The sequence below is a fragment of the Hallerella sp. genome (genome assembly GCF_022776125.1).
GTDB classification, from domain to species: Bacteria; Fibrobacterota; Fibrobacteria; order Fibrobacterales; family Fibrobacteraceae; genus Hallerella; species Hallerella succinigenes.
Genome location: NZ_JALFIA010000006.1, coordinates 13,051 through 36,278, shown reverse-complemented (window position 1 = coordinate 36,278; position 23,228 = coordinate 13,051). Strand labels below are relative to the sequence as shown.

The window sequence follows — 23,228 nt, the reverse complement described above, 5'->3', positions numbered from 1 at the left end:
CTTCCAGCTCAAGCGCTGTGTTCTCCAGCAGCAGCGAGGTGCCTTTCAGCTCAAGCGTTGTGTTCTCCAGCAGCAGCGAGGTGCCTTTCAGCTCAAGCGCTGTGTTCTCCAGCAGCAGTGAGGAGCCTTCCAGCTCAAGCGCCGTGTTCTCCAGCAGCAGCGAGGAGCCTTCCAGCTCAAGCGCCGTGTTCTCCAGCAGCAGTGAGGAGCCTTCCAGCTCAAGCGCCGTGTTCTCCAGCAGCAGTGAGGAGCCTTCTAGCTCAAGCGTGATCGTGATGTCTTCCGCTTCGGAAGCAGTATTTAACGATGGACATTTGGACTTTTTGGTGAATTTCGCCAATTTCTCGAAAAGCGATTTGTCTACCGCGGACACCACCATCTGGAAGGCGAGCAAGGACTATATGAAAACGCAAAACGGAGCGGCGAAAACATTCCTCACTTCATTAGACTCGGCATTGGTGAATGCGGACTATGTGTTGGTAAGCAATAGTACTACCATAAGAATCTATCAATTGGATACAGACGATTATACATATCGCGTGGGAATCAAAATTGAACAAGATTCTAAGGTAACTAATTTCGTGATTAGCGCCCAAAAAATCAAAGTCTAGCCCAAAAGAAATTCGCATTTAAAGTTCAAGGCTGCCCTCCGGGCAGCCTTTTTTGCGGAATACGCACAAAATAAATTCCTGTTCCCCGAAGGTAACCCATTGACGCCGAATTCGTTTAAGGGCAACGCATCGCGCAATTCCTTTCCGGCTTTTACGTCAGCGTTTACTTTCGCACATCCGCTTTCGTCATCAAGACAGCCGTTTCCAAATGCGGAGTTCCCGGAAAAAGATCCAGCGGTTGAATTTTCGAAACTTGATAATGGGCCATGCGCCACTGGTTCACGGAACGCGGTATTTCATCCGTACCGCAGAACACATGCAGAACGCGTTTCGGATTCCTTTTGGCAAGAGCCGAAATCACGCCCTGTTCCACGCCTTTGCGCGGCGGATCCAGTAGAATGACTTCCGGTTCGCGAAACTTCGGAATTTTCTTTTCCACAAATTCGGCGTCGATTTTTCCCGCGAGGAATTTCGCATTCATCCGTTTCAGGAATCGCGCACTGTTCTTCGCGTATTCAATCGAAGGACCTTCCCATTCCACACCAAAAGTGGACTTCGCATTTTTGCCGATGCCAAGAGAGAAAAGTCCATAACCGCAGTAGAGATCAAGCATGTGCTCTTCCGCATTCGGTTGCAAAAGTTCCTTTGCCTTCGAAAGCAGATTCGGAATCTGCGATTCATTGATCTGGCTAAAGCCTGTAACCGGATACTTCAAACGGATATCGCCCAAGTCAAGCGAAAGATCCTTGGGGCCGTAAAGCGTTTTGAACGCAAGCGCGTTCGTCGGACGTCGGGCTTCCAGATAGTAGTCGGAACAGGTCGGGTCAAAGTAAACGTGAGCCGAAAAAACGCCGAGCTCCGAGGCGGTCAAATGTTCGCCCATGAGCTTCAACTTGCGCACCACAGAAGCGTTCATCTCATGCACGTTAAAGATGACCGTGCGACGCTTGTAAGAGCCTCGAATAATCAGCCAGTTCATCGCTTCGGCAAGAGCCTTAAAAACCGGCTTTTTCAAATAGCCTTCGACGAGCTTGTAAATGGCGAGATGTTCTTCCGGTTCAAGGGGTTCCGCATATTCCGAACGATCGTCTTCGCCAAATGCCAAAGAGAATTCACCGTTTTCAAAAATGGCGCGGCGTTTGGTCGTTGTGCGGTAATTTCTAGGAAGCGGGCTTGCGATCACTTCTTCCGGCGACGGTAAACCGTTCTTTTCGCAGAACAAGGCAAAGGCTTTGTTCTTCACTGCGAGTTCATCTTTATAATCCAAAATGGCAATCGAAAGAAGCGGAAGGCTCGAAAGAGTCTTCGGCATCGATTCCCGGAGAGCATTCGAAAAAGTGATCATGGTTCGTTCTTTGAAATAAGAATAACACGGATGCCGGTCGTTGTCGAAGCGTAATCCGGAAGATGTTTTTCATAGGCGTCCAAAGCGATTTCCTTCGCTACCGACGTCCAATTTCCGCCGCAGAGAGCCGTATCGTTTGTCCACTCGGCAACATTTCCGGAAACGTCATAAAGTCCCCAGGCGTTTGGCAACTTTTGCCCCACAAGCTGATACGCATCCGTCAAATTGTTGTACTGTGCATAATCCGAAGCTTTTGCCGTGCCCCAGTAATAAGTATCCAAAGACCCCGCACGAGCAGCCACCTGCCATTCCGCTTTTGTCGGAAGCCGAACGGCGTTCGCTTCTAAGTCCGTCCGGAGTCCCACAATTTTATTCCCCGCTTTCACTGAGGTATAAGAATAAGCGGTGTCGAGTCCTAAATGTTTGGAAAACGCATTGGCAAAAAGAACAGCATCGTACCAGCTCACATTCGAAACCGGAAAAGAATCGCCTTTAGCTTTTGCCATCTGCGTCGGAAGCGTTCCCATCAAAGCTTCGTAATCGGCTTGGGTAATTTCCGTTTGCGAAACCGAAAATTCAGAAGTTTTAATCCAAGAAACGAACAGCGTTACCGAGCTCGAGGATGTGTTTGAACCCGAAGAACTGTTAGAACCCGAAGACGTTTCCATCGAAGAACTCGTGTTCGAAGCGGAACTCGTTTTGATGTCGCATTCCGGGCAATCCAAGCCGCCCGTTTCCCCGTTCGTCGGAGAAGAACAGGCGCCAAGCATGCTTACAAGAACAAAGGCGGCGACTTTGAATTTCCAGTTGCGCATCTTGCACCTCCGTCAGCGGACAACGCCTACGCGGTAGAGCTTTTCTTTCTTTTTGCCCGAGGTGAACTTCACCTTCAAACGCGCCGTGTAAACATCACTGCCCAAGCGAGAAATGTCCAACTGGTCTGCTTGATTTGCGCCCTTGCTAGCAGCCCCAAGTTTCTTCGAAAAAACGCAAAGGCCCGTGATGTCGTAAAATTCAAGTGTCGTAGACTTTGCATTCATGCCGAGCGTATAACGCACATTCGCGACACCTCCGCGCACCGGGTTCGGATACACAAAGAATTCTTCAATGCTTTCCACAGAATCGCTCGCCACAGGTTCCGGAAGCTTCGAAGCGTCAAAGAAGTTCGAGCGTTCATAACCAGCCCCCGGAATGCTCCAGGATCTTGCCATCACGTCCGAATCCGTCGAAGCCTTTGCCAGGTTATATCCCGAAGCGGAATGGCGCTGGAACGCATAAACCTGAGGCGTCGAAAGCGAATCCATCGTTTTGTCCACAAAGAACGTCATCGGGTAAACCGTTTCGCCATATTCAAAGTTGCCCGCCGAAATCGGGAAGCCATCTGTCACAGCCTTGCCCTTGGAATTAAACGCCATCAGCATGCCACCATTCGTTCCAATGAGAATTTCCGGAAGCGAATCCCCCGTTACATCCATCACCAGCGGATCCGAAAGGAAGGAATACTCCGGCAAATTCTTCGTTACCGTCACCGGGAAGCCCGAAAGCACAACGCCCGAACGGTCGAGAGCATAAACCAAATTGTAACCGACAAAGACCGCATCCGGATAACCGTCGCCATTCACGTCGCCAATGGCAATCGGAGAGGTTTCTTCATCCAAAGCGTTTTTTCCATCGTTTCCACGTTTCAAGGAACGCGGAGCAAAGAGGACCGTTGCGGAATCGTTTGCTCGGACCATCGTCGCATAGCCGCGACTGCCGAGCACAAACATTTCAGAACGGCCGTCGCGGTCAAAGTCCGAGCACGCAACGCGGAAGCTCTGCTTTTTCACGCTGATCCAATTCTGATTCGCAATCTTCGGAGAGGCGAGCTTTTGCACACGGCCTTCATCGCCTTTGTACAGCGCCATTTCTGCATTCCTACCGACGAGAGCGATATTGTCCGATTCCCCGTCCGGGCAAAGCGCCATATCATGCGGAATAAAGTTTTGCGGCAAGTTAAAGGATTCCACTTTCGAAAGGTTCGAAGTTTTGAAGCGGTAAAGCTTGTTCGAGTCCGCGGCATAGACGTAACCGTTTCGAATCATCGGCCCGATTACAGGCGCCTTCAGCGAAGCGAGTTCGCGGTCATACTGAACCTGATCGATTGCAGAGGAAAGCACGGTGCGAACGAGACCTTTCTTTTGATGCAAGCTGAACACGGAATCCTTCACCGCTGCTATGCCGATGAGATTTCCATAAGAGCTTCCCAAGCGGTAGAGCGAAACCATTTCTGTCGAATCCGCATTCGAAAGGATCGACGTCTTGACGGTCGTATCGCTTTCCATCAAAGCGCTTCCCGAAGCCGTCATCACCTGAAGCGTTCCGTCCGCCGCGCCAAAGACGATCAACTTTTCGCCTTCACCGACCGCCATGCCTTCCGGATAATCGAGCGCCACTGCGCCACGGACAGCCGCATTCAAACCGACATTCTTCGGGAACTCGGAGCCGGAAATCAAAGAATTCGAAGCCCAGGAAATCGTCACCGGAATCGAAGCGGCGGCAAAGTTCACCACGCTATCGCCCATAAAAGCGTTCGCCGTTTTTTCCTTGTGATAACCCTTCGCCTTTTTCGCGGTCACGGTAATGCCCGTATAGCCGCCTGTTGTCGTCGCCGTGTTGCCGTAGCCCGAAGGTTTAATCGACCAGACCGTATCCTTTGGCGAATCTTTACCCTGCCGCACATGCGGAATCAAATCCGAACCGGAACCGTAATCATAGGTATCCTGGCCGAGCGCATTCTTGAACGTTTTACCGATCGAAAGAATGCCGTCCGCTTCCGCAAGCATAATGCCATACTGGTGATCGCGCACCGTATCGCCGCCCCAGAAGTTCGTAACGCCATAGGGCAAGCCTTCCCTCAAATACCAATCGTTCACCTTCCATACGGCGATGCCGCTCGAAGGAATTCCCGCGTCAAAAGAAGAAAGGTTCACAATCACACCGTTCAGCTTCTTCTTGTTCTTCACGCAATTCTTCCCCTTCGAATCACAAGTGCTGTCTTCAAAGGCAACGTGCAAACTATCGACCGGGTAAACCTTCGTCACGATTTCATAATCCGCTTCCGCTGCCACATCCGAAGCCGGCACATACGAAACAGCAATCCTTGCCGAATCGCCCAGCGAACGCTCCCGGTTTTCAATCAACAGATATTCATTCGAAGAAAGCGGAACCTTCACCACTTCCGTTCCGTTTCCAGAGCCCGCCGCCACGATATTCTCCGTCATCGAACCCGAGCTCGGCGGATAAACCGTCACAGGCTTCGTCCAGCCCATGTAAGAACGCACCCATGCAGAAGGCAAAACAGGAAAAAAGCCGTTGCCCGCATTGTAACCGGCAAAGTCCATCACATCAAAATAGCCCAAACGGGAAATTCCCTGCACCACATCATAGGTATTCGGCATGCCGAGTTCTCGACCGATCTGGTAAACGATTGTCCCGTTAATGCCCCAGTTCAAACCATCCTGCGAAGCGGTTTCGCTCGTCACCATCATCGTCTTCAGCGTATCGAACGTCGCATTCGGAATGATCATGCCATTCAAATCCTTGGCACAGTTTCGGGTCGTATCCGTCGAATCGAGATAGCTCCAAAAATTCTGCGTCACATAGACGTCCATAAAATCGCCTTGGGTATCCGCATTATTCGTTCCCATGCTGCCGCCGTCGAGCAAACGGCTCGCGCCCGCATGAATAATCATAAAGGCTCGCTTGGTATTCGAATTCTTGGACTGCGGAACGATAAACGGATTGTCAAGCGTATCCTTCGACTGGTTCGCTTCAGTGACCGCGTCCCAAATAAAATTCATGTAGTCACGGCTACGGGCTTCATCAAACTCCGCGGTCTTTTCGCCTTTCTTTTTGGCGGTACGGTTGTAATCGATAATGTAATGGTCAACGGTATAAGGCTCTCCACTCGGAAAAATTCGAGCCTTGATCACCAGGTTTCCGTTGCTCACCGCCTTGTAATAATTATTTGCAAAATCAAAATGCTTTTGCCAGTACGCGGCACTCGCACGGTGACCGCTCGGATCCAAGCTGTAGTTCGCATTGGAAGTATCACTGTCCGAGTCAAAACGACCCGTTCCCGTCGTCAAGGAATTGTCCGGAGATTCCTGCAAGAACTGCACACGCAACGCAAAAATTTCAAGCGTGTCCACCGCAAAGGAAGACGCAAAAAGGGCGAGCCAGGCGAAAAAGAAAAAACGTCTCATATTCAAAAACTACAAAATCCTAATCTTTCAAAAGTTGATAATTTTCGGGAACCGGCAGGCGCCACGTACCGCTTCCCCATTCCGCATCCGTTTGGACCTTTTTAATGCGAATGGAAAGTACGTTTCGTCCTTCTCGATAAGCACGCGTTTCCGCAGGCGCCACTAAAGTTCCAAATTCTGCATAATCGACAAATTCCAAGCGTTCCGGCCCTTGAGAAAGTTCCACAATGCGACCGTCCGCATTCCGCGTCGCCACAAAAGGCATTCCAAAGGCATTTGTCCCGTAGATTTTCTGATTCTCTAAAGAATCCAGAGTTGAATCGATCGTTCCGCCGTGGGGCAAAGTGACTCCCCAGAAGAAAGCCGCAATCTGGTGAATGTCAAAGACCGGAATCCCAGCAAATCCACCGAGTACGTAGCCCTTGCCGACCGCATAAGTCTTTTGCGTCGAAACCGTCAAGGTCCAACCTGTATCGCTCCACAGAACAGAAGCGACGCCAATGCCCATCGGCCCCGAAAATTCCATGCGATAACGCTTGTACGGCACCGCAAACAAAACGCCCGAAAGCGAATGCGAACCTTCCACGGAATCGTTCACTTCAATCGAGAATTTTGCCTTGAGACTGTCCGGAAGGTGCACTTCCAAAGATTCTGCGGGTCCCTTTGCCAAACGCGGTCCGCAACCGATAAACATCCAAGCAAGAGCAAAGATCGCGAGTAAAGGGAAGAACTTTTTCAAGGCGTTTTACCGGAATCCTTTTCTGCAGCAGGAACCTTGGCGGGTTCGTTTGCAGGTTCTGTTTTTGCGTCCTCGGCAAGCTTTTCCACAGACTCTTCTTCTTTGGATTTTTGAATCGCCTGCTTCAAAACTTCAATCTGCTTCTTCGCATTTTCATTCTTCGGATCGATATTCAGAACGCGCTGGTAATAATCCAAAGCTCGCTTATTCAAAGAAAGCGCCTGGCAGATTGCGGCGAGGTGCGAATAAATCGAAGTATCCTGGTAGAACATTTCCTTCAGCGAATCTTCCGCTGTTTCCACCTGTTCCATCATCATTAACGCTTCCGGATACTTGCCCAAGCGATACAAAGCCCAACCCTTCGAATCCATATATGCCACATTCGACGGACTCAATTTCAAAGCTTCATCGATCAGGGAGCTTCCCCATTTCAATTCTTCAGCGTTGCGATTCAAGTCCACGAGGTAATAGCCCAAGTGATTCTTCGCCATCGCATCTTGCGGATACTTTTCAAAAATCTTCTTGAAGACGACAATCGCGGAATCGATCTGCTGGAGCATCAAAAGATTCGAACCGTAGGCAAAGAGCAGGTTCTGCGATTCACCGCCGATCTTGGCCGCTTCCAAATAATGGTCGTCCGCTTTTTTACGGTAAAGCTTCGCCTCGTCCAATTTTTCCGGAGTCGTCGGAGAGCGTTCCAGTTCTTCCGCATTCATCTGCAAGAAGGAGCCGTATTCATAATGCACGCTCGCCACGTCGAGGGTCGCCGCCGCATCGAATTTGCGAAGCTCTTCCAAGTCGCCCGATTCCTGCACCTTGGCGCGGAGAGTATCCAGTTTCGGACTAGGAAGCAACGCTTTGTCTAAAACCTTGTAAGCCTTCTGATAAGCCTTTGCATTCGCATAGCGCACAAGCAATGCGTTGCGATAAGCGATAGGCTCATGTTCATAAGCCTTTTCCAAATATTCCAAAGCCTTGACGGAATCCTTATCTTCCATCGCATAGGCGCTGAGCATGCCATAGGCACTTGCCGCATACTTATCCGCTGTCGAAAGGCGCTTCCAGTGAACCAAAGCCTGGTCCTTCTTTTCGAGTTTCGTTTCTAGCAGGGCGAGATTCATCAAAACGTGAAGTCTATCCGGGTGACGCTTGTAAATTTCCTTCAAGGAATCCACCATCACGGAATCCTGATTGAGCCCGATATAAGCTGCCGTCAAAAAGGCGATCGAAAGGGAGTCATCTGCAAAAGCCGAATCCGCGCGGAATTCATTCACACGCCCCACCGCTTCTTCAAAGCGTTTCATGCCAAACAGCAGACGGATCTGATTTTCCAAAAAGATGCGGTCCCCGCGGGCTTCATAGGCTTCCCCAAAAAGGTCCGCCAACGCCGAATCCTTTTTCGCATTCGCAAGCAGAGAAATCTGGCGTTCGAGCATCGACTGCGGATATCCAATCTGCGGCAAAAGGATTCCATAAACGCGAATCAGTTCATCGTAATTGTGAACGATTTCAAGCAGCAAAGAATATTCGTATGCGGCGTGAACGTTCTGGTCACTCGAATCGAGTGCCTTCTTATAATAGACAAGCGCACTGTCCAGGTTCGACTGTTCGCTATACACGCGCCCTAAAAGCGCGTACTGATTGCTCGTCCGCTTGCCTTTCAAATTTTTGGCTTTTTCTGCAAGGGCTGCCGCTTCTGCAGAGCCTCCGCGCATTTTCATCAATTCCAAAACGGAGAAAGCCAAATAGCGGTTTTCCGGATCCGCTTCATACGCATGGCGCATAAACTGTTCCGCAAGCGCATATTCCCCTTGATTCTGCAAAGCGAGAGCGCGCAAATAGGAACTGTGCGCTATCTGCAAACGCAAAAGTTCCGCACTGTCCATTTTGACCGGGTAACGCGGCTTCTTCGCTTCTTCTTGCGTCGAATTTGCAGGCGCCTGCCGCACCGCGACCTGTTTCGAACCGCTACAGGCTACAATGGCTAAGCTCAGCAAAAAAAATGCGAGAAGCTTCAGACGCATGAAATTCCCTTACTCCGCAACGACAAGATTTACACGGGAGCCCGCCGAAAGGACAGAACCCGCAGCAGGATCCTGTTTCAAAACCCGACCGGACTGTTCTCCGGAATTTTTACGACGTTCCGTTTTGCCGATAATAAAACCGGCCAAGCGCAAGTTCGAAAGAGCCTCCGTCAAACGACTTCCAACGACTTCCGGCAATTCCACCTTCGCCCCATTCGGGCCCGAAGAAAGGAACACGTCCACCGTATCGCCCTTGTGCACCAAGGAACCTTCCGAAGGATTCGTGCGAACGACTTTGCCCTTTTTGACATTTGTATGCGGCATAGAGAATGTGAGACCCATATTCAAGCCGGCCTTCTCAATTGCGACAACCGCTTCCGAACCGTTCTTGTCAAAGAGATCCGGAACCGTAAACTGGTGCAAGCCATCGGAAATCGTCAAATGGATGGTGCGACCCGGCTTCGACTTCTGATCGGCGAGCGGATTCTGACGCATCACGAGATCCACGTCATAGGTCTTGCTGTATTCACGTTCCTTGGCAAAGAGAACGTTAAAGCCCGCTTCCGTCGCCTTCTGAACAGCGGTCAAGCTGTCCAAGCCTTCAAGTGCCGGGACTGTCTTTTCTTCGACATAGGAACGTGCCACAATCGGCATCGCAATCTTATCGAAAACGACTGCGCACAAAATAAGTACGACCGCCAGCAAAAGCAGCGCGTAAGCCCAAGGCTTCGTCCGAAGAATACGGTGAATGAAATTTTCCTTGCCCGGCTGACCTTCCATACTAGTCCTTCGGGTTCAAATCGTGAAGTTTGCTTTCTTCCGAAATCACCAGATCCTTGCCCATCAGCGAAATCGTTCCATTGCGGGATAACGTCGAGAACACACGGCTCACGGTTTCACGCGTCGTACCGGACATTTCCGCAAACTGCTGCTGCGTCGGACGGTTACGGATCACCGTTACCATTTCACCGTTGCGACCGTGAATACGGACGCCGCGATCTTCAATCAAGCTCAAGATCGTTCCTGCCACACGTCCGTACACAGACATCGTTGCAAGAGAACCTATCTGGCGATTGGCATTGCGAAGACGACGGCTCATCTGCATGAGCAAGCCCGTAGCGAGTTCCGGTGTCGTTCTCAAAAGTTCTAAGAAGTGTTCTCGGCGAATGATCAGCACTTTAGTCGGCTGAACAGCCTTGACCGAAGCGGACCTAGGTTCGCCGTCGATCAAAGACATTTCGCCAAAAGAGTCTCCACGCGACAGGAGCGTAAGGATTGTTTCCTTTCCATCGGTACCCGTCACGTAGACTTTAACTTCGCCATCCGCAATCAAGAATAGAGCTCGCGTCGATTCATCCTTTTCCAGAATGATCGTTTCGTCGCGCCCGTAATCGTTCGTAATGACGAGCGACGCCAACTGAGACAATTGATCTTCCGAGAGTTCCGAAAAAAGGTCCACTCCCTTCAAAAGTTCAATGCTGTTTTCGTCCGCCATAAACGTCCTCCTAATCGAATTACTTGAGATCGATGACGATGCTTTCGTCTCGATGCGCACCGATTGAAACCATCCCGATTTTCACACCGACGAGCTTCGATATTTCTTCAAGATACTTCTTTGCATTTTCCGGGAGTTCGTCCCAGGTCTTGCACTTCGTCGTATCCTGCTTCCAACCCGGGAGCACTTCATAAACCGGCTTGCAACGGCCGATCTTGGAAAGCTGATTCGGGAAGATATCAATCTTTTCCCCATCGCATTCATAATGCGTGCAAACCTTGATTTCGTCGAACGAGTCGAGAACATCAAGCTTTGTGATAGCGAGGTGGGTCAAACCGTTCACGAGGGCAGCCTTGCGAACGACCGGAGCGTCAAACCAACCGCAACGACGGTTACGACCCGTGGTAGCGCCGTATTCGTTGCCAAGTTTGCGAAGGTTGTCACCCGTTTCGTCCAAAAGTTCCGTCGGGAACGGACCGTTACCCACGCGGGTCGTATAAGCCTTGACCACGCCGACAACCTGGTCAATCGCCGTCGGGCCGACGCCGGCACCGCAGCTGGCATAACCAGCAACCGTGTTGCTCGAAGTCACATACGGGTACGTACCCTGGTCGACATCGAGAATCGTGCCCTGGGCGCCTTCAAAAATCAAATGCTTGCCTTCCTTCAAAGCCTGGTGAAGGACCGCGCTCACATCTCGCACGAACGGCTTAATCTTCTGACCGAGTTCAAGGTAATCGCGGATTACCTTTTCCGGATCAATTTCCGGAACGTCATACATCACGCGGAATTCTTCATTGTGAATCTTGGCCATGGCTTCGACGCGCGGACGGAGTTCGCGTTCATCCATCAAGTCGCCGACTCGCACACCGATACGATTCACCTTGTCGCTGTAGCACGGACCAATGCCACGACCCGTGGTACCGATAGCGGCCTTCCCCGCCTTCTTTTCCTTCGCCTTGTCGAGAGCCGTGTGATACGGGAGAACGACATGAGCGTTGTCCGCAATCACAAGACGGTCTTCCGGATTCTGAATGCCCTTCGTGTGGAGGTCTTCAATTTCGGCCAAGGTCTGGATCGGATCGAGAACGACGCCGTTACCGATCACGCAAAGCTTGTTTTCGTGCATGATGCCAGACGGGATCAAATGGAAGACGAACTTCTTGTCGCCCACTTCAACGGTATGGCCAGCGTTAGCGCCACCCTGGAAACGAACGATTACGTTTGCGTCAAGCGTGAGAAAATCAACAATCTTGGCTTTTCCTTCGTCACCCCACTGGGATCCGATAACAACACGATTTGGCATATATCCTTCTCAATGATTAAAAAGAAAACGCGAAAGGAAGGCGCAAGGTTTTTCCAAGCCCCTTTTTCGCCTTAAAACTAGAAAACTAAATCTTGGGCGGGTAAACGCGTTCCCCAAAAAGGGCCGTTCCCACGCGAATCATCGTCGCGCCTTCTTCGATTGCGACTTCGAGATCCCCGGTCATTCCCATCGAAAGCTCGGTAAAATTCTTAAAGACGCCGCCACGGGCGAGCATTTTATCGCGCAAATGGCGCAAAAAGGCAAAACCTTCACGAGAATCTTCCGCGACACCCGTATTTTTACCGATGGTCATCAGGCCTCTGTAATGCAAATGCGGAGCTTCCGGGAGAGAAAGCAAGAACTGTTCCGCTTCTGCCATCGAAACGCCGCTCTTCGTATCTTCTTCCGAAGTATTCACCTGGAACAGAATATCGAGAGTCTTATCAAGTTCGCCGCAAATGCGTTCGAGCTTTAGCACCGATTTGACATCGGCGACGGAATGAATGCAATCCGCAACAGTTGCCGCATGGCGCAGCTTATTCGACTGCACCGGGCCAATCACATGGCAGCGCACGCCCGGACGTTTGACCGAGAACTTTTCCACGGCTTCCTGGACACGGTTTTCACCGAAATCCGTCGCACCGAGCTGCAGAGCATTTTCTACAGCTTCCAGCGGATGGAATTTGGAGACCCACACCAAGAGAACGCTTTCTCTTGGACGATTACTTTGTTTGCAAGCGTCTGCAATCCGAGCTTCCAAAGCTTCGTAAGCAACGCGCATTTCTTCTAAAGTACGCTCAGACATTTTTTTCCTTCTTTGCCCGCACCGCTTTTTTCTTGGCCTTCGGGAAAAGAATAGAAATCAAATCGTCGATGTGTTCTTTCGTATAAATCTTCAGGCCTTTCTTTGCAGTCGTAGGCAATTCAACAATATCTTTTTCATTCTGCTTCGGCAAGTAGAGCGTTTTCACGCCTGCATCCACAGCCGCCAAAGCCTTTTCGTTCAAACCGCCGATCGGGAGCAAGTCGCCGGAAAGGCTCACTTCGCCCGTAAAAGCGATATCCGGCGAAACCGGAGTTCTTGTAAACGCGGAAAGCAGCGAAAGCGTAAGGGCGATACCCGCAGAAGGACCGTCCTTCGGTACAGCGCCTTCCGGAACGTGAATGTGAATATCCGTCTTGCGAACCATCGCCGGGTCAATGTCAAAACGCAAAAGTCTTTCACGGACAAGGCTCAAAGCGATCTGCGCAGATTCCTTCATCACGTCGCCGAGCTTACCCGTCAAAAGCAAATTTCCACGGCCCGAGAGCAGTTTCGTTTCAATTAAAAGGATTTCCCCGCCGACCGATGTCCAGGCAAGGCCCGTGATGACACCAAAATGCCCTGGCTGCGGCAAACGGTTGCTCAAGAAGCGCGGAACGCCAAGATACTTTTCCACGAGCTTCGGGGTGAGCGAAAGCTTACCCGACTTGCCCATAAGCGTTTCCTTCACACGCTTGCGCACAATGGTTTCCACCATGCGTTCGAGTTCACGCACGCCCGCTTCACGGGTGTATTCGCGCAAAATCGTTTTGATCGAATCATCGTCGAAAACGATGGAATCCTTGTCTTCCACGCCACAATTCTTGAGCGCCTTCGGAACGAGGTAATCCTTCGCAATCGAAAGCTTTTCATGCGGATAGTAGCCCGGCAAACGAACCACTTCCATACGGTCTTCGAGAGGAGCCGGAATCGTCGCTTCGGAGTTTGCGGTCGCAATGAACAGCACCTTCGAAAAATCGAGTCCCACTTCCATAAAGTGGTCCACAAATTCCGGGTTGAGTTCCGGATCCAAAACTTCGAGCATCGCACTCGCCGGATCGCCACGGTAATCGTTGCCCATCTTGTCGATTTCGTCGAGCAAAATGACCGGGTTCATGCACTTCGCATGGCGCAAAGCCTGCACAAAACGGCCCGGCATGGAACCGATATACGTGCGACGGTGACCGCGGATTTCCGCTTCGTCCTGAACACCGCCAAGAGTCACACGGGCAAAGTTACGGCCAAGGGATTCCGCTATCGAACGCACAAGCGTTGTCTTGCCAACGCCCGGAGGACCCACAAGGCAAATAATCGGAGCCTTGTTTTCCGCCTTGGTCTGTTTGAGTACAGCGACGTATTCAAGGATACGTTCCTTGACCTTGTCGAGACCAAAATGTTTCGAATCCAAATTTTTTTTGACCTTTTTCAGGTCGAGATCGGTATCCGTATAAACGCCATAAGGAATGGCGAGGAACCAATCAATGTAGTTGCGGGACACCGCATATTCGGGACTTGCCGGCTGCATCAAACGCATGCGGGCAAATTCTTCGTCAAGCTTTTCCTGGATTGCCTTGGAGAAGTGCTTCTCCTTCACTTTCTGCACAAGCTTTTCCACTTCGTCGGTATCGCCGTCCGAAATTTCATTCTGCAGCATACGGATCTGTTCGCTGATGAACCAGTCCTTCTGATTCTGCTGCATTTTCTGCTGCACGTCATCACGCACATGTTCCACAACGCGTTCTGCATCGAGAGCCGCCTGCAAATAGGCGTTGATCGTACGGCCTAGGCCGTCCAAGGTTTCCTGCTCCAAAGCCTTCTGCTTTTGGGCTGGGGAAATGCGCACAAACGGAAGCATCGCCATGTAAGTCGCAAAGGCTTCTCCCTTCGACTTCACATCGGCAACGATATCCACCGAAAGATTCTGCACGTCCGCATACTGTTCAAACAGCCGAACGCCTTCCGCAAGCACAAGCTTCGTCAGGGATTCATCGACAGAAGGATAAAGGCGCAGAGAAATCTTCGAGGAGAAATAATTGCGTTCGTCAAGCTTTTCCGGATGGACAAGGTCCACCACGACGACCCCTTCCAAAAGAACACGCCAGCAACCGTTCGGAAGCGGCAAAACCGACTGCACATGGGCAAGCATCCCCACGAGCGGCAAATCTTCTGGAGATACCGCTTCCTTATCCGGATCCGGCTGCAAAGCGAGCAGGATCAAATCGTGATAGGCGCGAGAGGCCTGGAGCGCATTCTGGGAAATTTCACGTCCCACAAGAACACGCGTCGAAGAACCCGGAGTCACCAGAGCGTCACGCAACGGGAGCAATGGAAAATCATGAGACAAATCCAGTGCAACGGTCTCAAGCAAATTTTCAGTATCAGGGATCGATTTTTTCAAACAAAATCCTTAGGCGACGTTTTTCTTATCGCCTTGCGACAGAGCTTTCTTAACAAGCGTGGCATCCACCACGAGCTTCTTTGTCTTCGAGCCCGGCAGTTCATACATCGCTTTCTGCAGGGTACGTTCCACCACCGAGCGGAGTCCGCGAGCACCTGTCTTGCGTTCCATCGTAAAATTGACGATTTCAGAAATACCGTCATCCGTAAAGGACAGCTCGATACCGTCCATCTTGAAGAGCTTCACATACTGCTTCACGATGGCGTTCTTCGGTTCCGTCAAGATGCGCTTCAAAGCATTTGCATCCAATTCTTCCAAGGAAACCACAACCGGCAAACGGCCGACGAGTTCCGGGATGAGACCGAAGCGAATCAAATCATCCGGTTCAAGAAGCTTAAAGAGCTTCGACAAGGAATTGTCCTTTTCCGAACGGATGTCCGCGCCAAAGCCCATTCCGCCTTGGTTCACACGGTGCGCGATAATCTTATCAAGAGTTTCGAAAGCGCCACCGCAAATAAACAGAATATTGCGTGTATTAATTTGTACTAAACTTTGTTCCGGATGCTTACGTCCACCCTTCGGCGGAACCTGTGCCGTCGTGCCTTCGAGAATCTTCAAAAGACCCTGCTGAACACCTTCTCCGGAAACATCACGGGTAATCGACGGGTTCGCAGTCTTACGGGCGATCTTATCGATTTCATCGATAAAGATGATGCCGCGTTCTGCACGAGCCACGTCGTAATCCGCAGCTTGCAGAAGACGGACGAGGATATTTTCCACATCTTCGCCGACATATCCCGCTTCCGTCAAAACGGTAGCGTCCGCAATGGAAAACGGAACGTTCAGGAATCGGGCAAGCGTCTGAGCAAGGAGAGTCTTACCGCTACCCGTCGGACCGACAAAGAGCAGGTTCGACTTTTCCACTTCGACGTCGTCCTTTTCCTTTTTCCCAGCATTCACGTCTTGGTAACGCAAACGCTTATAATGGTTGTATACAGCCACAGAGAGAGCCATCTTCGCATCGTCTTGACCGATGACGAATTCATCTAAGTGAGCCTTCAATTCCTTCGGAGTCGGGAGCGGAGCCTGAGCGGTTTCCGCACGAGCCTTGGAAGCCTCTTTCGCAAAGTCGTCCAAAAGAAGATTGTAGCACGCCGACACACATTCGTTACAAATGTGGACGTTCGCGCCAGAAATCATCTTCGCGACCTGTTCCGCAGGCTTTCCGCAAAAACTGCAGGTAATCTGAGTATGGTTCTTTCCGTTTTTATACATCGAATCAGCCTTTATGCTCGTGATTTCACTTACGCCTTATGCGGCTTGAAGATTTCATCAATGACGCCGAATTCAAGAGCTTCTTCCGGAGTGAGGAAGAAGTCGCGTTCGGTTTTTTCACGGACTTCATCGATCGAACGACCGGAGTGTTCCGCGATGATCTTCGTGAGCATTTCACGCGTGCGAACAAGTTCCTTCGCATGCACCTGGATATCGGTCGATTGACCGGTTACCGCGCCCGAAGGCTGGTGCAGCATAATGCGGGAATGCGGGAGAGCATAACGCTTGCCCTTCGTTCCCGATGCAAGAAGGATTGCCGCCATAGAGATGCTATCACCGACGCAGATCGTCGCCACATTCGGGCGAATATGCTGCATCGTATCGTAGATAGCAAGACCCGCCGACACATAGCCACCCGGGCTGTTGATGTACAAAGTGATGTCTTTCTCGGGATTCTCGTATTCCAAGAAGATCATCTGCGCCATCACATTATTTGCGACTTCATCATTGATCGGCGTACCCAAGAAAATGATACGTTCCTTGAGAAGACGCGAATAAATGTCGTAAGCGCGTTCACCGTGACCGGTGTTTTCAATGATTGTTGGAATGACCATGAATTTTCCCCTAAAAAGTTACTTGGCTTCTTCTTCCTGCTGAATGCCGACGATCAGATTTTCGGCAAGTTCAATGCGGAGTTCTTCGCGGAGAGCGACAGAACGACCGGACTGGCGGAAGTGGTCCTTCAAGGACTTGGCGTCCACGCCGTAAGCCTTGGCGATTTCTTCGATGCGAGCATCGACAGCAGCCTGAGTCGGCTTGAGCTTTTCAGCGTTGGCGATAAATTCGAGAATGCGGTGCTTCTTGATTTCGCGGACAGCTTCCGGTTCGAGAGTCTTGAGCTGTTCTTCAGACGGTTCGATGTCTTCGTTCGTGCCAGCATTACGCTTGAGCGTGTACTTGATGAGATCGATGACGCGAGAATGCGGAACGTCGAACGGGTTCGCTTCGATGAGCTTGTCGATCGCTTCGTTCACAGCCTTGTTTTTGAGAGAGTTCTTCTTGTTGTTGAGGAGGCTCGTCTGGAGGTTGTCCTTCAGTTCAGCTTCGTCCTTTACGCCAACCTTCTTAAAGAATTCCTCGTCCATCTTCGGGGCGTGGATCTCGCGGACGTCGGTGATTTCCACCTTGAAGTCAGCCGTCTTGCCACGGAACTGTTCGTCCTTGTGGTCCTGCGGGTACACAAAGTGGATGTCCTTCGTTTCACCCTTCTTCGTGCCGGTGAGGCCTTCGTCAAATCCCGGAGAAGCCGATTCACCAAGGAGAGAACGGAATTCGCGGTCTTCCGGAATTTCCTTGTTTTCGCCGTCGATCTTCACTTCGAGGTAGTTACCGACAACAACGTCGCCCTTCTTGGATTCGCGATCCACGGATTCTGCGGTAGAATACATCTGGAGCACGCGTTCGACTTCGGACTTCACTTCTTCTTCCGAAACGACAACAGCCGGAACCGTGATGCCGAGGTTCTTGTAATCCTTGATTTCAATTTCCGGATCGACTTCGACGATAGCGGTGAACGTAATATCTGCCTGCTCGTCATCCTTAAAGTTTTCGACCTTCACGCGGGAAACCGGAATGATATTCGCCTTCTTGAGTTCTTCGCTCAAGGTGGAGTTCATCAATTCTTCGATCACTTCCCCACGGATCGTTTTACCGAAACGGTTGATGATGATGTTGCGAGGAACATTGCCAGCGCGGAAACCCTTCAGCTGGACTTCCTTGCGGTAATGCGTCACTTTCCTTTCGAACGGAGCCTTCAGGGCTTCCTGCGGAATCGTAATTTCAACGTTGCGAGTAGTAGAGCTTGTTTCTTTGATCGAAGCTGTCATGTTATCTCCATGAGTGAAAAAACTCGGGGTTAAAAAAAGATGCGAGGGGTGGGAGTCGAACCCACACACCGAAGTACCAGATCCTAAGTCTGGCGCGTCTGCCAATTCCGCCACTCTCGCGTTTTCGAATGCCAAAAATACAAAAAAGCATTTCTTTTGAGAGCGAAACAATTATTTTAAGGGCGTGTCAAGCGCTTTTCGTACCATTCGCATCGGAGTTTTCATTTCCGCGGTCAACCTTTTGATTCAAGGGGTTGCGTTTCTCGTCAGCAATTTTATGGCGAAGAACCTCGGAAACGTATCGTTTGCTTACTTCGGCATCCTCCAGAGCGATTATACGATTTTCACAGCTCTTGCCGATTTTGGAACGGCAACCCTCCTGCTCGCTTTCTTCGGAAAAAAGGTCGTGCAGGGGAAAATGCTTTCGTCCGCGTTCCAGTTGCGGTACGTTCTCACGTTCGGTTCGATGCTCTTGATGATGCTTTTTGCGTGCCTTGTACGCTGGAACCACCCAGTATTCCGTGGCGAATTCATCATGGCTTTCGGGCTTTTGTTCCAACACGCATTCTTTGACTGGTATTTCATCTGCGGCAAATTCTGGAAAAAACTGCTTGTAGCGAAGATCCTGCATACGATTTCCTATTCAAGCGTCATGGGATTTTCACTTTTCTTCCTCCAAATAGAAAGCATCGAAGGGATTGCCCTCTCCATGGTTCTCGCGGCTCTCCCCGCTTGGGGATTCGGAGCGACTGCGGCTCTTCGCCCGGTCATTTTCAAATTCACCCATCGGAGCATCCTCTTTATCCGACTGATGCTTTCCAAGGCATTCCCCTTCGCCCTTTCGAGCCTTGCAAGCTTCCTCTACTTGCCCCTTGGACTCTACGCCATGGACGTTTTTGCTCCGCGTGAAATGTTCGGAGCCTATAATTATGCAAACAAATTAATCGTCCTGGCTTCAGGGCTGATGGTGAATTTCATTTCGTCCTCGCTCGTCACCAAGCACGAAGTCCATGACGACAAATTCCATTTGAAGGACATCGCCGTTTTCACGGCTTTCATCGCGATCTGCTGTTCCCCCGCCTGGACAATCCCCGAATTCTGCATCAAGACGCTCTTTTTCGCAGCGCCGATTCATGCAAACCCGGAGCTTCTCGCATTCGGCGCATTCAGCTTTTCGACGCTCGTCTTTTCTCTGATTTTCCAAGCGACCCGTGTAAGTCTCGTCGCAACCATGCTCAAGGAAAAGCGCCTCTGGACTTACGTCTTCCTGATCTTTTTAGGTGGAATCTTGAACGCCGGCACCGTCTTTGGCCTACCGGCCCTCGGCATTTCCTACTGCCATATCCCGATTCTCGCACTCACCGGAGACGCGGCTCTCAGCATTCTGCTCTTTATCTACTTCGCCCGGGCAAAGCGTTTTCGGGCGTAAATCACAAAGCGTCGATACCGCCCAAAGAATAACCGCCCACACCCAAAAAATACCCTGTTTATAGCCAGCGATAAAAAACCAGAATCCGACAAAATAAATCAGCATCACGTACAGCATCACTCTGCGTATTGTCATCTGCCGTTTTAACCGGGCATAGAACACCGACAACGCCAACCCGACTAAGAACGGAACCAAAAAGCAGCCGAACAAACCGAAATCTTTATAGACTTCCCACAGATATCCTGTAGTATTATATCCAGGAATTTTTTGGACGCTTTCATTAAAAACGCCATCCCAGCCAAAACTGTTTTTTAGTGACCCGGAAACGCGAAGGTAATCGAGCATTCCAGAGAAAAAGTCAATTCCATAAGTAAAGGGATGAATTTCCCGATCGGTAGGTGGATTCAATGCATAATCCAAATTCCAATAATTGTTTGCCACGTATCGGTATGGCATCGTCATCGCCATGTCCATCGTCATCGATTGCATCGAATTGCTCCCCGCATACTGAGACCGCGCCGAAGCCACAAACACGAAAGCGGAAATACCGAGAGCAAGAAACGCAGCAATCAAGAGTACAGAGATTCTCTTACGCAAAAAATTAAACAGAATGGCCAAAAATCCCACGCACATAAAAAGCGATGTACGGCTCGGATACGCACAGACACTGAGCACACATATCGACGGAGCAATCACGCGAGAAATCCAACGGCTCAAACGGAAAGGATTCACAGACTTGAACATGCCAACGCCAAAAAGCATCGCGACTAGCGGCGCACTGGAAAACAAATGCGCCGAAATTCCATAATTGATTTTTGGCGAAGTCCAGTAACTCGGATTACCCGAAAAAAGAATCAACGTTCCCACATTCTGGATGATCGAAAAAACACCCGCCAAATAAAGCGCAAGCGTTACACCGGCAAATACAAAATGCCACTTCCAATTATAAAAACGCCGTATTTTCTCAAAGCTATCTTCCTCAAGCTCTTTCTGCAGAGAATTTCTTTGGAAATCTACCCACTGGTACAAAAGGCATGCCGACGTAAACGAAGCCAGAGCTCCAATCCAAACGCCCCAAGTCTTCAAATGGAACGGCGTCATCGCCTTGTCCATCTGCAAATAGGCAATTGAAAGGGTCATGCACTGGAAAAAGATATAGACCGAAGCAGGGGAAAAGAAGTCCTTCTTCATTTTCCAGACATAAAACAACAGCCCTACCACAATCAGGGCAAGGACTGTCGTCTCAGGATATTCGGAAATCCATGCGAACATTAGTTCGCGCGCTTCCTTCTAAAGAATCCCACAAAAGTCGCCCATTCCTTTTCAAGCGAGGAACCAGTTCCCTTCTGGGATTTCACAAGTTCAATGAAGTTGCAAAGAATCGTCGCCAAAAGCATCGATACAAAAACCGTAAAGATCAGAGAAGCACCTCGGAGTGGCGAAACCTTTTTGTCGTTTGGCCAAGGAGCTTCAAGCACGTGCAAGTTCGTCAGCTTCTTCGCTTCTTCAAGCTGCATTTGTTCGCTCTGCTGGCGAAGCAGCTTGTACAAAGCAGCCTGAACCTTAACTTCTTCTTGCTTGCGCATATATTCTGCGCCAAGCTGCGGACTTTTCTTCAAAGTAATCAAACCCATCGACTGTTGCTTTCCGTTGAGCGTTTGATGGATCGCCGTATTCAACGAGTTATAACGCTTGGAAAGTTCGCCGTAACGTTTGGAATCCGTTCCTCGCAACTGACTTTCGTAATTCATTTCCACTGCGACACTTTGACGTTCTGTCTGGAGAGTGCTCAAGTAGTTGATGGTCGCTTCCATCTGGACTTCAGGCTCATAAAAATTGTTGTCCGCCTGGAACTTGACAAAGTCCTGCTGCAAAGAATCCAACGTCTTCAGGCAAAGTTCTATTCGGTTGTCAAAGTATTCACGGCTCTGACGGGCCTGCTTGGTCTTGAACGCGTTGAACATCGAGTCCGCTTTATCAAGCATGAACGTTGCCATTTCCGAAGCGAGCCTGTAATCTTCATCCTCGATGGAAATTTCGAGCATGTTTTCATCCGTCAAAGACAGCTCGAAGTTCTTCCGGAACTGTTTCAACAAATCTGCGCGGAACTGTCCATCGAACTCGTAATGTTCCGCCAGCTTAAAATGGTCAATGACCATATCCTGCAATTCTTTTGAATCGAAAATCGTCCAAATCGCATCCGCATCCACCGAGCCCGAAGCAAAGCCAAGCAGCGAAGCATAAGAAGAAAGCTCCCCATCGAGCATGCCCGAAAGAGTGCTCATCGAAGAATTGTCAGGCGGAGGCGTCACCACCGCTTTGGCAGCATAAGTCGGCTTAATCACCCACATTACCAACACAAAGACGACAATCGTCGGAATCAAAACGAGAGCACAGCACAACTTGAAATGTTTCAAGTCGTTGTTGAGAATTCGAAAAAGAGTTTCGGTCAAACCCGGAGTTTCGGAAGCCATAGCAGATTACTTGTTATAGTAGAAAAGATAAATGGTAAGTGCCGAAGACACAACAGACAGAAGGGTTCCCATGAACAAGGTAAAGTCCTTAAAGCGTTCATAAGTACTCTTCGGAATTTCAATAAAGTCACCCGGAAGAATCGGATCGCCCGTTGCATTCACATAAATCGTTTCACGGTCACCGCGAATCACCTTCACCTGGTCAAAGGATCCGGTAATCGTCGTCACGCCAGCCGCAGATATATAGTCCAGCGCATGCCAAGACGGGTTGTAATTCTGACGTCCCACGCCAGCAACCGCGCCGCCCACATACACGATCAACGGCTTCATCGTATATTCCACTTCGGCACCCCTCGGCACCACCGTTTTGTCCGCATCGCGCAGCGGAACAGAATATGTCTTTCCTTCGCCTTCACGGATAGTCACCGACTGATACCCGATATTCGGAATGCGATTTCCTCCCGCACGATTGAAATAATAATCAACCGTCTGCCCTTCTTCATACGGGATTGCCGCACGGTAGTTCGAAAGAATCAACGTCACCGAGCCCTTCATATCTGCAAACGGCACATAAACCAGGTCGCCCTGTTCCATCAGAATGTCTTTTTCAAAATCACCCTCATTCGACACCTTCAAGAAGTCGATATGGAGCGTATCCTTTCCACGAATCACCTGCACATCTTCATCGCGACCCGCCGGCAAAATTTCACCGACCATTTTCAGCAAACGGCTGAGACGAGTCTGCGCCTCGACCTGCACTTGCCCCACATGCGGCACAGCGCCCATCACATTTACAATAATTTTCTTCAACTGCGCAAGCTGCACAAAGCAATACTTCGGGTCATAACGTTTCGAAACCAATTTCAAAATGGCTTCACGGGCTTCCGAAAGGGTCATCCCCGCCACATTCAACGATCCGCATTCTTCAATGATAATGCTTCCATCTGGATAAACCTTTACCGAGAGATAAGTATTCTCCAAAGTGATGTCGAGATAATCTCCTGGCCCGAGCTTATAGGAGGAATCCACAACGCCTTCGCTATAGCTAGGCTGCATCGTCACCGAATTACGAGTGACCGCCGAAGGAATTGCCGACTGGGAGAGTGTCTGAAAAGATCCCAAATCCGCAGCGAAGCTCGCCATGCAGAAAAAGAGAATCGCCAGCCCAAAAAAGGAATTTTTAAAAAACATAGCCTA

The 23,228-nt window shown here is 50.2% G+C and carries 18 protein-coding genes and 1 tRNA gene; 1 reads left to right on the top strand and 18 read right to left on the bottom strand.

The window, feature by feature from the left end; translation table 11 throughout:
• The 15 genes from MR847_RS00760 to MR847_RS00690 all read right to left on the bottom strand — a co-directional run.
• A partial coding sequence (locus MR847_RS00760) for a hypothetical protein (protein WP_287722615.1) occupies positions 1–394 on the bottom strand: 394 nt, incomplete at its 3' end.
• 380 nt (positions 395–774) lie between these two features.
• Entirely contained in the window at positions 775–1,956 is a 1,182-nt protein-coding gene (locus tag MR847_RS00755) for a class I SAM-dependent RNA methyltransferase (protein WP_100425496.1), read from the bottom strand.
• Positions 1,953–2,771 (bottom strand): formylglycine-generating enzyme family protein, encoded by an 819-nt coding sequence (locus tag MR847_RS00750; protein WP_287722613.1) that lies wholly within the window; start codon positions 2,769–2,771, stop codon positions 1,953–1,955. Before MR847_RS00750 ends, MR847_RS00755 begins: the two co-directional genes overlap by 4 nt.
• A gap of 12 nt (positions 2,772–2,783) precedes the next feature.
• Positions 2,784–6,203 carry an FG-GAP-like repeat-containing protein gene (locus MR847_RS00745; protein WP_277001361.1) on the bottom strand — a complete coding sequence of 1,140 codons (3,420 nt, stop codon included), beginning with the start codon at positions 6,201–6,203 and terminating at the stop codon, positions 2,784–2,786.
• 19 nt (positions 6,204–6,222) lie between these two features.
• Positions 6,223–6,942: a hypothetical protein gene (locus tag MR847_RS00740; RefSeq protein WP_287722610.1), complete on the bottom strand. Its 720-nt coding sequence runs from the start codon at positions 6,940–6,942 to the stop codon at positions 6,223–6,225.
• On the bottom strand, positions 6,939–8,966 hold the full coding sequence (locus tag MR847_RS00735) for a tetratricopeptide repeat protein (RefSeq protein WP_106519302.1): 2,028 nt from the start codon (positions 8,964–8,966) through the stop codon (positions 6,939–6,941). The genes MR847_RS00740 and MR847_RS00735 overlap by 4 nt, the downstream gene beginning before the upstream one ends.
• Positions 8,967–8,975: 9 nt before the next feature.
• The gene (locus tag MR847_RS00730; RefSeq protein ID WP_287722607.1) at positions 8,976–9,746 is read right to left on the bottom strand and encodes a PASTA domain-containing protein; all 771 of its coding nucleotides are present in this window, start codon (positions 9,744–9,746) and stop codon (positions 8,976–8,978) included.
• Position 9,747: 1 nt separating this feature from the next.
• Positions 9,748–10,461, bottom strand: coding sequence for a Crp/Fnr family transcriptional regulator (locus tag MR847_RS00725; protein WP_100425490.1), 714 nt, complete (start codon positions 10,459–10,461; stop codon positions 9,748–9,750).
• A gap of 19 nt (positions 10,462–10,480) precedes the next feature.
• On the bottom strand, positions 10,481–11,767 hold the full coding sequence (locus MR847_RS00720; protein WP_106519303.1) for an adenylosuccinate synthase: 1,287 nt from the start codon (positions 11,765–11,767) through the stop codon (positions 10,481–10,483).
• Positions 11,768–11,852: 85 nt separating this feature from the next.
• Positions 11,853–12,572, bottom strand: a complete 720-nt coding sequence (locus tag MR847_RS00715) for a YggS family pyridoxal phosphate-dependent enzyme (RefSeq protein ID WP_287722604.1) — start codon at positions 12,570–12,572, stop codon at positions 11,853–11,855.
• The gene (gene lon, locus MR847_RS00710) at positions 12,565–14,967 is read right to left on the bottom strand and encodes an endopeptidase La (RefSeq protein ID WP_287722603.1); all 2,403 of its coding nucleotides are present in this window, start codon (positions 14,965–14,967) and stop codon (positions 12,565–12,567) included. The genes MR847_RS00715 and lon overlap by 8 nt, the downstream gene beginning before the upstream one ends.
• 9 nt (positions 14,968–14,976) lie before the next feature.
• Complete coding sequence (clpX, locus tag MR847_RS00705; protein WP_100425487.1) at positions 14,977–16,242, bottom strand: ATP-dependent Clp protease ATP-binding subunit ClpX; 1,266 nt, start codon at positions 16,240–16,242, stop codon at positions 14,977–14,979.
• A gap of 29 nt (positions 16,243–16,271) precedes the next feature.
• Complete coding sequence (locus MR847_RS00700; protein WP_100425486.1) at positions 16,272–16,856, bottom strand: ATP-dependent Clp protease proteolytic subunit; 585 nt, start codon at positions 16,854–16,856, stop codon at positions 16,272–16,274.
• Positions 16,857–16,874: 18 nt separating this feature from the next.
• Positions 16,875–18,128 carry a trigger factor gene (gene tig / locus MR847_RS00695; RefSeq protein ID WP_100425485.1) on the bottom strand — a complete coding sequence of 418 codons (1,254 nt, stop codon included), beginning with the start codon at positions 18,126–18,128 and terminating at the stop codon, positions 16,875–16,877.
• Between the two features lie 40 nt (positions 18,129–18,168).
• Positions 18,169–18,248, bottom strand: a tRNA-Leu gene (locus MR847_RS00690).
• Between the two features lie 64 nt (positions 18,249–18,312).
• On the opposite strand from MR847_RS00690, the gene MR847_RS00685 reads away from it, so the two are divergent.
• Positions 18,313–19,557, top strand: a complete 1,245-nt coding sequence (locus MR847_RS00685; protein WP_287722600.1) for an MATE family efflux transporter — start codon at positions 18,313–18,315, stop codon at positions 19,555–19,557.
• Here the strand turns inward: MR847_RS00685 and MR847_RS00680 are convergent.
• Genes MR847_RS00680 through MR847_RS00670 form a run of 3 tightly spaced genes read right to left on the bottom strand, consistent with a single transcriptional unit; the run spans position 19,441 to position 23,222 of the window.
• On the bottom strand, positions 19,441–20,829 hold the full coding sequence (locus MR847_RS00680; protein ID WP_287722598.1) for an O-antigen polymerase: 1,389 nt from the start codon (positions 20,827–20,829) through the stop codon (positions 19,441–19,443). The genes MR847_RS00685 and MR847_RS00680 overlap by 117 nt on opposite strands.
• Positions 20,829–22,031, bottom strand: a complete 1,203-nt coding sequence (locus MR847_RS00675) for a GumC domain-containing protein (RefSeq protein ID WP_106519308.1) — start codon at positions 22,029–22,031, stop codon at positions 20,829–20,831. The genes MR847_RS00680 and MR847_RS00675 overlap by 1 nt, the downstream gene beginning before the upstream one ends.
• A gap of 6 nt (positions 22,032–22,037) precedes the next feature.
• Entirely contained in the window at positions 22,038–23,222 is a 1,185-nt protein-coding gene (locus MR847_RS00670; protein WP_287722596.1) for a polysaccharide biosynthesis/export family protein, read from the bottom strand.
• Positions 23,223–23,228: the final 6 nt, after the last annotated feature.

Coding starts and splice junctions, on each gene's coding strand:
- MR847_RS00755 (WP_100425496.1), bottom strand. CDS start 1,956: ATGATCACTTTTTCGAATGCTCTCCGGGAATCGATGCCGAAGACTCTT.
- MR847_RS00750 (WP_287722613.1), bottom strand. CDS start 2,771: ATGCGCAACTGGAAATTCAAAGTCGCCGCCTTTGTTCTTGTAAGCATG.
- MR847_RS00745 (WP_277001361.1), bottom strand. CDS start 6,203: ATGAGACGTTTTTTCTTTTTCGCCTGGCTCGCCCTTTTTGCGTCTTCC.
- MR847_RS00735 (WP_106519302.1), bottom strand. CDS start 8,966: ATGCGTCTGAAGCTTCTCGCATTTTTTTTGCTGAGCTTAGCCATTGTA.
- MR847_RS00730 (WP_287722607.1), bottom strand. CDS start 9,746: ATGGAAGGTCAGCCGGGCAAGGAAAATTTCATTCACCGTATTCTTCGG.
- MR847_RS00725 (WP_100425490.1), bottom strand. CDS start 10,461: ATGGCGGACGAAAACAGCATTGAACTTTTGAAGGGAGTGGACCTTTTT.
- MR847_RS00720 (WP_106519303.1), bottom strand. CDS start 11,767: ATGCCAAATCGTGTTGTTATCGGATCCCAGTGGGGTGACGAAGGAAAA.
- MR847_RS00715 (WP_287722604.1), bottom strand. CDS start 12,572: ATGTCTGAGCGTACTTTAGAAGAAATGCGCGTTGCTTACGAAGCTTTG.
- clpX (WP_100425487.1), bottom strand. CDS start 16,242: ATGTATAAAAACGGAAAGAACCATACTCAGATTACCTGCAGTTTTTGC.
- MR847_RS00700 (WP_100425486.1), bottom strand. CDS start 16,856: ATGGTCATTCCAACAATCATTGAAAACACCGGTCACGGTGAACGCGCT.
- tig (WP_100425485.1), bottom strand. CDS start 18,128: ATGACAGCTTCGATCAAAGAAACAAGCTCTACTACTCGCAACGTTGAA.
- MR847_RS00680 (WP_287722598.1), bottom strand. CDS start 20,829: ATGTTCGCATGGATTTCCGAATATCCTGAGACGACAGTCCTTGCCCTG.
- MR847_RS00675 (WP_106519308.1), bottom strand. CDS start 22,031: ATGGCTTCCGAAACTCCGGGTTTGACCGAAACTCTTTTTCGAATTCTC.
- MR847_RS00670 (WP_287722596.1), bottom strand. CDS start 23,222: ATGTTTTTTAAAAATTCCTTTTTTGGGCTGGCGATTCTCTTTTTCTGC.